Source organism: Nocardia blacklockiae, assembly GCF_015477355.1.
GTDB lineage: Bacteria > Actinomycetota > Actinomycetes > Mycobacteriales > Mycobacteriaceae > Nocardia > Nocardia blacklockiae.
The window spans coordinates 405,047-417,472 of the sequence record NZ_JADLRJ010000005.1; the positions used below are offsets into that span (position 1 = coordinate 405,047).

The 12,426-nt window shown below is 68.8% G+C and carries 9 protein-coding genes and 1 tRNA gene; 4 read left to right on the plus strand and 6 right to left on the minus strand.

What is annotated here, in order from left to right:
* Window positions 1–16: 16 nt before the first annotated feature.
* Window positions 17–985, plus strand: coding sequence for a helix-turn-helix transcriptional regulator (locus IU476_RS18155; RefSeq protein ID WP_195101610.1), 969 nt, complete (start codon window positions 17–19; stop codon window positions 983–985).
* Here IU476_RS18155 and IU476_RS18160 read toward each other — a convergent pair.
* The 4 genes from IU476_RS18160 to IU476_RS18175 all read right to left on the minus strand — a co-directional run bounded on the left by IU476_RS18160 (window position 982) and on the right by IU476_RS18175 (window position 5,898).
* Window positions 982–2,928, minus strand: coding sequence for an ABC transporter ATP-binding protein (locus tag IU476_RS18160; RefSeq protein ID WP_195101611.1), 1,947 nt, complete (start codon window positions 2,926–2,928; stop codon window positions 982–984). The two genes, IU476_RS18155 and IU476_RS18160, sit on opposite strands and share 4 nt — an antisense overlap.
* Complete coding sequence (locus IU476_RS18165; protein ID WP_195101613.1) at window positions 2,925–4,658, minus strand: ABC transporter ATP-binding protein; 1,734 nt, start codon at window positions 4,656–4,658, stop codon at window positions 2,925–2,927. Before IU476_RS18165 ends, IU476_RS18160 begins: the two co-directional genes overlap by 4 nt.
* Before the next feature lie 87 nt (window positions 4,659–4,745).
* Window positions 4,746–5,216 (minus strand): RrF2 family transcriptional regulator, encoded by a 471-nt coding sequence (locus IU476_RS18170; RefSeq protein ID WP_195101615.1) that lies wholly within the window; start codon window positions 5,214–5,216, stop codon window positions 4,746–4,748.
* Entirely contained in the window at window positions 5,200–5,898 is a 699-nt protein-coding gene (locus IU476_RS18175; protein ID WP_195101617.1) for a TetR/AcrR family transcriptional regulator, read from the minus strand. The genes IU476_RS18170 and IU476_RS18175 overlap by 17 nt, the downstream gene beginning before the upstream one ends.
* 205 nt (window positions 5,899–6,103) lie before the next feature.
* On the opposite strand from IU476_RS18175, the gene IU476_RS18180 reads away from it, so the two are divergent.
* Both IU476_RS18180 and IU476_RS18185 read left to right on the plus strand, forming a co-directional pair.
* Window positions 6,104–8,464 (plus strand): MMPL family transporter, encoded by a 2,361-nt coding sequence (locus IU476_RS18180; RefSeq protein ID WP_195101619.1) that lies wholly within the window; start codon window positions 6,104–6,106, stop codon window positions 8,462–8,464.
* Window positions 8,465–8,655: 191 nt separating this feature from the next.
* Entirely contained in the window at window positions 8,656–10,959 is a 2,304-nt protein-coding gene (locus tag IU476_RS18185; RefSeq protein WP_195101621.1) for an MMPL family transporter, read from the plus strand.
* Between the two features lie 81 nt (window positions 10,960–11,040).
* On the opposite strand, the gene IU476_RS18190 is transcribed toward IU476_RS18185, so the two are convergent.
* Window positions 11,041–11,976 (minus strand): LLM class F420-dependent oxidoreductase, encoded by a 936-nt coding sequence (locus IU476_RS18190; protein WP_195101623.1) that lies wholly within the window; start codon window positions 11,974–11,976, stop codon window positions 11,041–11,043.
* Between the two features lie 79 nt (window positions 11,977–12,055).
* Between IU476_RS18190 and IU476_RS18195 the strand changes: the two genes are divergently transcribed.
* On the plus strand, window positions 12,056–12,235 hold the full coding sequence (locus IU476_RS18195; RefSeq protein WP_195101625.1) for a DUF6374 family protein: 180 nt from the start codon (window positions 12,056–12,058) through the stop codon (window positions 12,233–12,235).
* A gap of 48 nt (window positions 12,236–12,283) precedes the next feature.
* Here IU476_RS18195 and IU476_RS18200 read toward each other — a convergent pair.
* Window positions 12,284–12,371 (minus strand) — tRNA-Ser (locus IU476_RS18200).
* Window positions 12,372–12,426: the final 55 nt, after the last annotated feature.

The window sequence follows — 12,426 nt, forward strand, 5'->3', positions numbered from 1 at the left end:
GTGCGACGATGATCGCGTGACAGTCGAGGCGACCACCGAGCGCGTACTGCGACTGCTGGCCCTGTTGCAGCGCCGGCCGTCCTGGACCGCCACCGAATTGGCCGCCGAGCTGGGCGTCACCGACCGCTCGGTGCGCCGCGACGTGGAACGGCTACGCGCGCTGGGCTATCCGGTGCTGGCCACGGCCGGCGTCGGGGGCGGCTACCAGCTCGGCGCGGGAACGCGGCTGCCGCCGTTGCTGTTCGACGACGACGAGGCGATCGCGACCGCGGTGTCACTGCGCCTGGCGGCGGGTGGCACGGTCGCCGGGGCGGGCGAGGCGGCGCTGCGCGCGCTCGCGAAACTCGACCAGGTGATGCCGCCGCGACTGCGCGCCGAGGTCCGCGCGGTACACGGCGCGACCGAGACGCTGGCCGATCCGGGCGTGGAGATCGACGCGGACCTGCTGGTGAAGCTGGCACGGGCGCGCCGCGACGCGGTGCGGGTGCGGTTCCACTACACCCGGCCCGGCCGCGAGGCGCGCGAGCGCACGGTGGAGCCGGTGCGCATGGTCACCACCGGCCGACGCTGGTATCTGATGGCCTGGGACATCGACCGCGCGGACTGGCGTACCTTCCGCCTGGACCGGATCCGCGACCTGGAGACGACCACCTGGCGCTTCCGGCCCCGGGAGCATCCGGACCCGGTGGCCTACGTGCAGCAGGCCGTCGCCGAGTCGCCGTACCGCTACCTCGCCCGAATCCGCTTGCGCGCCAAGCCCGAACAGGTGCGGGAGCTGATCCCGCCGCAGGTCGGCCGGGTCGAGGACGACACCGACGGCTGGTGCGTGCTCGTCGTCGCGGGCGAGAGCCTGGATCAGCTCGCCGTGCGTACCGTGCGGCTCGGGTTCGAGGCGCAGGTCCTGGAACCGCCCGAACTGCGCACGGCCGCAGCCGAACTCGCCGATCGGCTGGCCGCGATGGTCGCGCCGGATCGAACCGGCTAGACGACGTCGACCGACTCCTCGTCGACCAGGTCCTGGTCGACCGCGGCACCGGCGAACTGGGCCTGGTACAGCTTGTAGTACGCGCCGCGGCGGGCCAGCAGCTCGTCGTGGGTGCCGTGCTCGACGATGTGGCCCTTCTCCATCACCACGATCGTGTCGGCGTCGCGAATCGTCGAGAGCCGGTGCGCGATGACGAAACTGGTGCGGTCGCGGCGCAGCGCGGCCATGGCCTGCTGCACCAGCAGTTCGGTGCGGGTGTCGACCGAGCTGGTGGCCTCGTCCAGGATCAGGATCGACGGCTTGGCCAGGAAGGCGCGGGCGATGGTGATGAGCTGCTTCTCGCCCGCGCTGACGCCCGAGCCCTCCTCATCGATCACCGTGTCGTAGCCCTCGGGCAGCGAGTGCACGAACCGGTCGACGTAGGCGGCGCGCGCGGCGGCCACGATCTCGTCCTCGCTCGCGGTGGTGTTGCCGTAGGCGATGTTCTCGCGGATGGTGCCGCCGAACAGCCAGGTGTCCTGCAACACCATGCCGATGCGCGAGCGCAGCCGGTCGCGGGAGATGCGGGTGATGTCGACGCCGTCGATGGTGATCGCGCCGGAATCCAGCTCGTAGAACCGCTCCAGCAGATTCACCAGCGTGGTCTTGCCCGCGCCGGTCGGCCCGACGATGGCGACCACGTGCCCCGGCTCGGCGACCAGCGACAGCTCCTCGATCACCGGCTTGTCCGGCTCGTAGCGGAACGACACCGCGTCGAACTCCACCCGGCCGCGCTCGACCGGGCGGGAATCCTCCTGCTCCGGATCCGGGACCTGCTCCTCGGCGTCCAGGATCTCGAAGATCCGCTCGGCCGAGGCGACCCCGGACTGCAACAGGTTGACCATCGAGCCGATCTGGGTGAGCGGCTGGCTGAACTGGCGCGAGTACTGGATGAACGCCTGCACCTCGCCGAGCGACAGCCCGCCCGAGGCCACCCGCAGCCCGCCGACCACCGCGATCAGCACGTAGTTCAGGTTTCCGATGAACATGATCACCGGCATGATCAGGCCCGAGATGAACTGCGCCCGGAAGCTGGACTCGTAGAGCTTGTCGTTGCGCTTGTCGAACTCCGCGCCGACCTCGCGCACCCGGCCGAAGGCGGTGACCACCTCGTGCCCGGTGAAGGCCTCCTCGACCTGTGCGTTCACCAGGCCGGTGTACTTCCACTGCGCGACGAAGTGCGGTTTGGAGCGCTTGGCGATCTGCGCGGTGACGATCACCGCCGCCGGCACCGTGAGCAGCGCGATCAGCGCCAGCAGCGGCGAAATCCAGAACATCATCACCAGGATGCCGAGCACCGACAGGACCGAGATGAGCAGCTGGCTCATCGTCTGGTTCAGGCTCTGGGCGATGTTGTCGACGTCGTTGGTGACGCGGGAGAGCAGATCGCCGCGCGGCGTGGTGTCGAAGTAGCTCAGCGGCAACCGGTGGATCTTGTCCTCGATATCGCTGCGCAGCCGCTTCACCGTGCGGTTGATCACCAGGTTGAGCAGGAACGCCTGCAACCAGGTGAAGACCGCGGCGCACAGGTACAGCACGAGCACCAGCAGCAGCACGTCGCCGACCGCGCCGAAATCGACTCCGGCGCCGGGGATCACGTGCATCCCGGCGAGCATGTCGGCCAGCCGGTCCTGCCCTTGGGCGCGCAGGCCCTCGATGGCCTGTTCCTTGCTCACCCCGGCCGGCAGCTGCTTGCCCACCACGCCGTCGAAGATCAGGTTGGTGGCCTTGCCGAGCAGCTGCGGGCCGAGCGTGTTCAGCACGACCGCGGTGACCGCGAGGACGAGGATCGCGATCAGGTACGCCCGTTCCGGAGCGAGCCTGCGCAGCAACCGTTTCAGCGAGGGACCGAACGACCTGGCCCGGGTGTCCGGCGCGCCCGGCGTGGGCATACCCGGCCTCATCGCACCTCCTCCGCGCTGAGCTGGGACTCCACGATCTCGCGGTATTCCGCGCAGTCGCGCAGTAGCCGGTCGTGTCTGCCGAGGCCGACCATCCGGCCGTCCTCCAGCACCACGATCTGGTCGGCGTCGCGCACGGTCGAGATGCGTTGCGCCACCGTGATCACCGCGGCCTCGGCCGTCTCCGGGCGCAGCGCCTCGCGCACCCGCGCATCGGTGGCGACGTCGAGCGCGGAGAAGCAGTCGTCGAACAGGTAGATCTTCGGCTTCTTCACCACCGCCCGGGCGATCGCCAGCCGCTGCCGCTGACCGCCGGACACGGTGGTACCGCCCTGCGCCACAGGCGTTTCCAGCCCCTGCGGCATCTCCCGCACGAAGTCGGCGGCCTGCGCGACCTCCAGGGCGTGCCACAGGTCGGCGTCGGTGGCGTCGGGGTTGCCGTAGCGCAGGTTCGAGGCGATGGTGCCGGAGAACAGGTACGCCTTCTGCGGCACCAGGCCGATCTGCGCGCGCAGCAGGTCCAGATCGATGTGGCGGACGTCGGTGCCGCCGACGTACACCGCGCCGTCGGTCACGTCGATCAGCCGGGGAATCAGATTGATCAGCGTGGTCTTGCCGGATCCGGTGGAGCCCACGACCGCGGTGGTCTGCCCGGGCTCGACCTGAAATCTTATGGCGCGCAGCACCGGTTCCTCGGCGCCCGGGAACTTGAACTCCGCGAAGGCCAGCTCCACCTTGCCCGGATCGGTCGCGAACGGCTGCGGCAGCGGCGGCGGCGTCACCGAGGACTCGGTGTTCAGCACCTCCGCGATGCGCTCGGCCGACACCGCCGCGCGCGGGGCCATCATGGCCAGGAACGAGGCCATCATGACCGCCATCAGGATCTGCATGATGTAGGAGAGCATCGCGGTCAGCGAGCCGATCTGCATCTCCCCCGAGTCGATGGCGTGCCCGCCGAACCAGATCACCGCGACGGTGGTGAGGTTGCTGATCAGCATCACGGTCGGGAACATCAGCGCCATCAGCCGACCGACGTACAGCGACGCCTCCGTCAGCTCGGTGTTGGCGACGCCGAAGCGCCACGTCTCCTGCCGCTCCCGGACGAACGCCCGCACCACGCGGATGCCCGTGATCTGTTCGCGCAGCACGCGATTCACCGCGTCGATGCGCTCCTGCATGCGGCGGAAGCCGGGCACCATGCGCGTGATGATCACGGCCATGGTGAGCGCCAGGGCCGGCACCGCGATCAGCAGCAGCCACGACAGGCCCAGGTCCTGGCGCACCGCCATGATGATGCCGCCGACGCACATGATCGGCGCCATCACCAGGATGGTCGCGCTCATCACGATCAGCAGCTGCACCTGCTGGACGTCGTTGGTGTTGCGGGTGATCAGCGAGGGCGCGCCGAAGACGCCGACCTCGCGGGCGGAGAACGTGCCGACCCGGTGCAGCAGCGCCGCGCGCACGTCGCGGCCCGCGCCCATCGCCGCCTGCGCGCCGAGATACACCGAGCAGGCCGAGGCGACGATCTGCACCCCGGTGACCAGCAGCATCCACAGGCCGGTGTTCCAGATGTAGCCGATATCGCCCTTGGTGACGCCGTTGTCGATGATGTCGGCGTTCAGGCTCGGCAGGTACAGCATCGCGATGACCGAGATCAACTGCAGCACCACGACCCCCGCCAGCTGGGTGCGGTAGGGGCTCATGAAGCTGCGCAGCAGTCGGATCAACATGATGCGTGCAGGCTACCGCCTCGGACCGACACCCGCCGCCACCATTTCCGGGGGACACGGTGGCCGATCGGTTGCTCGGCGGAACCCTCAGCCGGCGGGGCCGGGCCGCCGCGCCCAGGCGCCGGGATCGCTGGTCAGCTCGCCGACGAAGGGCGGCAGCTCACCGGCCGCGAGCTGGGCGATCGAGACCTGTTCCAGCACCGCGCGGATGTTGACCCGCAACGCGATCCACACGTGCTGCAACGCCTCGGCGGCGCCCGGGTAGCTGACGTCCTCGGGCCGCTGGCCGCGCACCGAGGCGAGCGGGCCCTCCACCGCGCGGATCACGTCGGCCACGCTGATCTCGGCGGCGGGGCGCGCCAGCCGATAGCCGCCGTCGGGGCCGCGGCGGCTGGTGACCAGCCCGGCGCGCCGCAGCTCGGCCGCGGTGGACTCGAGAATCTTGGGCGGGATCTGCTGCGCCGCGGACAGCGTGTCGGCCTTCACCGAATCCGCTTGCGCGCGAGCGATTTCCAGCAGAATCCGGACCGCGTAGTCGACCCTAGCGCTGATGTGCACGGCCGCTCCCCGCGCCGGGGCCGCCGACCGCGACCACGTCCCCGCCGCCCTGCTCGTAATGGGTGACCGGACCGGACATGTCCGGCGGGTGCGTGCCGCCCGCGACGCCCAGCACCCCGAACGCGGCATCCAGCAACACCCGTTCGATGAGTTCGTCCTCGGTGTCCGGGCTCAGCTCCTTGGACCACAGGGCGGCGCCGAGCACCTCGAGCGCCGCACTGGCCCGCAGCTTCTGTTCCGGTGTGGGGTCGGTCCCGGACAGCCAGTCGGACAACCGGCGGTGCATGTCGATCATGTCCGGGTACCGGTCGCCGATCGCGTTGATGATGGCGACCGTGTCGCGCACGCACATGGCGCCGGCGGTGCGGTGCCGCAGCAGCGCGTGCAACTGCCTGGTGAGCACCTCGCGCACGGTCTCGGGACCGTAGGGCACCTCGTCCAGACCGGCGACGACCGCGTTCAGGTCGTCGAAGATCGGCTCGATGATGGCAAGCAGCAGATCCTTCTTCGAGGCGTAGTGATAGTAGAGCGACGCTTTTGTGATTCCTACCGCATCCGCGACCTCGCGCAGGCTCGCGTGATCGAATCCCTTGCTCGAGAAAAGCCGGATCGCAGCGTCCCGGATCGCCTCTTTGGTGCCTCCACCTGCGGCTACGTTCCCGGAAGTGCTACGGGCTCTCATAGGATGATCCTCTCATCACGCTCCGGTCCTGCGGGCGAAGCCCCGAATATTGAGGTTGTTCCTCCGCTTACGGCTGGGTAGTCTACCTACCGCACGGTAGGCAAGGCGTCAGGTGGAGACGGTTCGCGTGCAGGGCGGCCGCGACAGCGTTGTCGATACGCCTGAACTCAGCACCCAACCCGGCTAGCGCTAGGAGAACCCCCTCGTGTCCGTATACCTCTACCGGTGGGGCAAATTCGCCTTCCGCCGGAAATGGATCGTATTGCCGGTCTGGCTCTTGATATTCCTCCTGCTCGGCGGGCTGGGGGTGACCCTGAAGAAGCAGAGCCAGGACGATTTCAACATGCCGAACCTGCCGTCGCAGCGGGCCACCGACATCCTGGAGGCCCAATTCCCCGGCGCCTCGGCGCAATTCAAGTTCGACGCGGTCACCGGCACCTACGTGATCGGCGCGCCCGCGGGCCAGAAGCTCACCGATTCGAACAACCACGCCGCGATCACCGCCCTGATCCAGCGCCTGCGCGACCTCGACATCGTCGACGCCGCCAAGTTCGACACCCCGCAGAGCCCCGCGGACCCGATCGCCACCACCTCCGCCATCGGCTGTCTCACCGGCGATCGCAACGACCCCGCGTTCATCTCGAAATGCGGTCTCGCGCCGCTGAACGTGCTGGGCGAGGGCAATGCCGACACGGTCGCCTACATCCAGGTGCCGTTCTCGATCAAGTCCTTCTCCGACATCACCGCGGCCGACCGCGAGGCCGCGTACAACGTGGCCACCGAGGCGCGCACCGTGGGGCTGACCGTCGAACTGAGCGGCAGCATCGCGCAGGAGGGCATGACCTCGAGCGGCAAGGCCGAGATGATCGGCTACGCGGTCGCTTTCATCGTGATGATGGTCGCCTTCGGGGCGCTCATCGCGGCCTTCGTGCCGATCCTCACCGGCATCGTCGGCGTCGGCTCGGCGTCCGCGCTGATCATGGCGGGCACCTCGGTGGTGAACATCCCGAACTTCACCATGATCCTGGCCTCGATGATCGGTATCGCGCTGTCGATCGACTACGCGCTGTTCATCGTCTCCCGCTACAAGAGCGAACTGACGGTACAGGATTCGCCGGAGGAGGCCGCCGGCATCGCGATCGGCACGGCCGGCTCCGCGGTCGTGTTCGCCGGCCTCACGGTGATCATCGCGCTGTGCGGGCTGAGCATCGTCGGCGTCAGCTTCCTGACCTGGATGGGCCTGGGCGGCGCGCTCGCGGCGGGCTTCGCCATCCTGGTCGCGCTGACCCTGCTGCCGGCGCTGATGGGCGCGTTCGGCCGGTTCCTGTTCAAGCCGAAGCTGCCCGTCGTCGCCAAGCACAACCCCGAGGACGACAGCTCGGTCACCAACGGCAAGCGGTTCGCCCGGCTGATCGGCAGGGCGCCGGCCGTGACCCTCGCGCTGAGCGTCGTGGTGCTCGGCCTGCTCGCCGCCCCGGCGGTGAACTTGAGCCTCGGCCTGCCCGGCGAGGACAGCCAGCCCAAGACCAGCACCATCCGCAAGGCCTACGACCTGCGCACCGAGGGCTTCGGCGAGGGCAGCAACGGCATCCTGACCGTGGTCGCCGACCTCACCGACGTGGCGCCGGCGCAGCGGCAGGCGGCGGTGACCGCGCTGCGCGACAAGCTGGCCGGCTACGAGGGCATGGACTTCGTCACCGCGCCGACGGCCAGCGCGTTCGGCCCGAACCAAGCGCCCGACTGGGAGCACAGCAACGGCGCCCGGCTGATGGCCGTCCCGCAGACGGGGCCGAACGACGAGGCCACGCAGGATCTGGTGAAGCACGCCCGCGAGGCCGAGTCCGACTTCAAGACGCGGTACGGCATGGAGTACGGCATCACCGGCACCACGGCCATCTACGCCGACGTGTCCAACGCCCTGCTCGGCAAGATCCTGCCGTACATGACGATCGTGGCGGTGGCGGCGTTCATCCTGCTGGTGCTGGTGTTCCGGTCGATCCTGGTGCCGCTGACCGCCGCGCTGGGCTTCCTGCTCTCGATGGCGGCCACCTTCGGCGCGACCGTGCTGGTGTTCCAGCAGGACAAGCTCGGCCTGATCGGTGAGCAGCACCCGATCATCAGCTTCCTGCCGATCGTGTTGATCGGCTTGGTGTTCGGGCTCGCGATGGACTACCAGGTCTTCCTGGTGACCCGCATGCGCGAGGAGTACGTGCACGGCAAGTCGCCGAAGGAGGCCATGATCGCCGGGTACCACCACGGCGCGCGGGTGGTGGCCTCGGCCGCGATCATCATGATCTCGGTGTTCGGCGGCTTCATCCTGGAATCCGACGTGACCGCGAAGTCGATGGGCTTCGCGCTGGCCGCGGGCGTGCTGTTCGACGCCTTCATCGTCCGGATGGTGCTGATCCCGTCGCTGCTGGTGCTCATGGGCAAGTGGGCCTGGTGGATGCCGAAGTGGCTGGACCGCATCCTGCCGAACGTCGACGTCGAGGGCACCAAGCTGCGTGAGCTGCAGCAGCGCGACCGCGACGCCGCGGCGGACAAGGAGCCCGTGCCGGTCGGCTGATCCGGCGCACCCGCTCGCTCGAACGTCGGCCCCCGCCTCCTCGCGAGGCGGGGGCCGACGGCGTTCCGGGCCCTACGCTTGATCTTGCAGCAACAACACAGCAGACTCGAACCCGATTGTTCTCCAGCTATCGCCCCGCATTCCTTCCGAACAAGCGAACAGCACGGCCTACAGACCGCAAGGAGACGCTCGTGTCCGTATATCTGTACCGGTGGGGAAGATTCGCGTTCCGCCGCAAGTGGATCGTCCTGCCCGTGTGGATCGTGCTGTTCCTCGTGATCGGCGGCCTCGGCGGTCAGCTCAGCAAACCCATGAGCAACGACTTCAACATCCCGAACCTGCCGTCGGAACGCGCCACGCACATCCTCGACGAGCACTTCCCGGGCATGTCGCAGGCGTTCCAGTTCGACGCCGTCACCGGCACCTACGTCGTCGCGGCGCCCGAGGGACAGAAGCTGACCGATCCGAACAACCACGCCGCGATCCAGCAGCTGCTCACCAAGCTGGGCACGCTCGGCATCGTCGATCACAACACGCCGCTCACCGACCCGATCGCCGCCACCGAACAGCTCGGTTGCCTGGCGCCCGAACGGGATTCGGGCGCATTCTCTTCCAAGTGCAGTGCCGCGCCGCTGAACGTGCTGAACAAGGAGAACCCGGATTCCGTTGCCATCGTGACGGTTCCGTTCACCATCAAGCAGTTCACCGACGTCACCGCCGACGATCGCAAGGCCGCCTACGACATCGCCGACGAGACCCGCGCCGCGGGCCTCACCGTCGAACTCGACGGCACCATCGCGATGGAGCAGCAGCAGCCCAGCGGCAAATCCGAGATGATCGGCATGGCGTTCGCGCTGATCGTGATGATCGTGGCGTTCGGGGCGATCGTCGCGGCGTTCGTGCCGATCATCACCGCGATCGTCGGGCTGGGCGTGACCATGTCGGTGATCATGCTGGGCACCTCGATCGTGGAGATACCCAGCTTCACCACCTTCCTCGCCTCGATGATCGGCATCGCGCTGTCCATCGACTACGCGCTGTTCATCGTGTCCCGCTACAAACACGAACTGGCCGTGCAGGATTCGCCCGAGTCGGCGGCGGGCACGGCGCTGGGCACCGCCGGGGCGGCGGTCGTGTTCGCGGGCGGGACGGTGATCATCGCGCTGGTCGGGCTCGCGATCGTGGGCATCCGCTTCCTGACCTTCATGGGTCTGGGCGGCGCGCTGGCGGCGGCGTTCGCGGTGCTCACCGCCGTCACGCTGATGCCGGCGCTGCTCGGTGCGTTCGGCCGGTTCCTGTTCAAGCCGAAGCTGCCCGTGGTCGCCCAGCACGATCCGGAGGACGACGACTCGGTCACCAACGGCATGCGAGCGGCGCGGCTGATCGGCAAGGCGCCGGCCCTCACACTGGTGCTCAGCATCGTCGTGCTGGCACTGGCCGCCGGGCCCGCCACCCACCTGCAGCTGGGCCTGCCCGGCGAGGACAGCATGCCCAAGGACACCACCATCCGGAAGGCCTACGACCTGCGCACCGAGGGCTTCGGCGAGGGCAGCAACGGCAAGCTGATGGTGGTCGCCGAACTCGGCAAGGTGGCCCCGGAGCAGCGGCCCGCCGCGGTGCAGGCCCTGCGCGACAAGCTCGCCGGCTATTCGGACATGGACTACGTCACCGAGCCGCAGCTCAGCCGGGACGGCGCGGGCGCGCTGCTCAACGCCGTGCCGAAGACCGGTCCGAACAATCAGGACACCAAGGATCTGGTGCGCGAGGCCCGCGACGCCGAGGCGGGACTGCGCGAGCAGTACGGCATCGAATACGGCATCACGGGGACCACGGCGATCTACGCCGACGTCGACCACGCGCTGCTCAGCAAGATCGTGCCGTATCTGGCGATCGTCGCCGGGGCCGCGTTCCTGCTGCTGATCGCGGTGTTCCGGTCGGTGCTGGTGCCGCTGACCGCCGCGCTGGGCTTCCTGCTCTCGATGGCGGCCACCTTCGGCGCGACCGTGCTGATCTTCCAGGACGGCGCGCTGGGGCTGGTCGACGAGCCCAGACCGATCGTGAGCTTCCTGCCGATCATGTTGATCGGCTTGGTGTTCGGGCTCGCGATGGACTACCAGGTGTTCCTGGTGACCCGCATGCGCGAGGAATTCGTGCACGGCCGGCCGCCCACCGAGGCGGTGATCCGGGGGTATCACCACGGGGCCCGGGTGGTCACCTCCGCCGCGATCATCATGATCTTCGTGTTCGGCTCGTTCATCCTGGAGTCCGACACCACCGCGAAGTCGATGGGCTTCGCACTGGCCGCGGGCGTGCTGTTCGACGCCTTCATCGTCCGGATGGTGCTCATCCCGTCACTGCTCATCCTGATGGGCAAGTGGGCGTGGTGGATCCCCGACTGGCTCAGCAAGATCGTGCCCGACATCGATGTCGAGGGCGCGCGGCTGCACGAGCTGAACCGGGAGCACGAGACGAAAGCCGGTGTGCCGGTGCGGTAACCGGCTCGCAGACGACGAAAGCCGCGGGCTCCGGTCGCAGTCGGAGCCCGCGGCTCTTTCGTGTCGTGGCGGGACGGCCGCTCAGCCGAGCTGCGGGGCGACCTCCGCGGCCACCAGCTCCAGATGGTCCAGATCCGAGAGGTCCAGGGTTTGCAGGTAGAGCCGGGTGATGCCGGTGGCCTCGCGGTAGCGGCCGATCTTGTCGACCACCTCCGCCGGGGTGCCGGCCAGGCCGTTGCGCTTCAACTCCTCGACCTCGCGGCCGATGGCGGCGGCACGGCGGGACACCTCGGCGTCGTCGCGGCCCACGCACAGCACCTGCGCGGCCGATCTGGTGATCTCGCCGGGATCGCGGCCGATCTCCCGGGCAGCCGCGGCCACCCGCTCGAATTGCGCTGTGGCCGTGGCGGGATCGGCGAACGGCAGGTTGAACTCACTGGCGAACCGCGCGGCGAGTTCCGGGGTGCGCTTCTTGCCCATGCCGCCGATGATCACCGGCGGGCCGGGCCGCTGCGCGGGCTTGGGGAGCGCCGGGGACCGCTCGAGCGCGTAGTGCTTGCCGAGGTAGTCGAAGGTCTCGCCCTCGACGGTCGCCCACAGGCCCGTGATCACCTCGAGCTGCTCGGAGTACCGGTCGAACCGCTCCGCGACGTCCGGCAGCGGAATGCCGTAGGCGCGGTGCTCGTCCTCGAACCAGCCCGCGCCGAAACCGAATTCGACGCGGCCGCCGGACATCCGGTCCACCTGCGCCACCGAGATCGCCAGCACCGACGGGTGCCGGAAGGTGGCCGCGGTGACCAGGGTGCCCAGCCGGATCCGGGAGGTCTCGCGCGCCAGCCCGGCCAGCGTGATCCAGGCGTCGGTGGGGCCCGGCAGGCCGGAGACGCCGCCCATCTTCAGGTAGTGGTCGGACCGGAAGAACGCGTCGAAGCCCGCGTCCTCGGTCGTCTTCGCGACGCGCAGGAGATCGTCGTAGGTCGCGCCCTGCTGGGGTTCGGTGAAGATCCGTAGGTCCACGCCCCCAACGTACCGATGATCATGGAGACGCGCCGAATTCACTATCGAACTCTTGTTCGAATAGGAGTACTGTAGCGGCATGCCTCTCGACCGCCACATCCAGTTCGCGCAGCTGTGGTTGGAGCAGGTGCGCGACCACCTCGCCACCGCCGCGGCCACCAGCACCGCCCTGTCCGCCGAGCAGTTGAACGTGATGTCCGGAAAAGTCACGGAGGGCCTGCGGGTCTTCAGCGAACTAGCGGGCAGCACCGAACGGTGAGCCGCCACGAAAAAGCCCCTCACCTGCGCAACAGGTGAGGGGCGAGAGCGGTGGCGGAGGGATTTGAACCCTCGGAGGGGGGTTACCCCTCACACGCTTTCGAGGCGTGCTCCTTAGGCCGCTCGGACACGCCACCGCCGGTGACTTTACCGGAACGACCCGCGAATCCCGAAATCGGTGTGCGCGGCCGC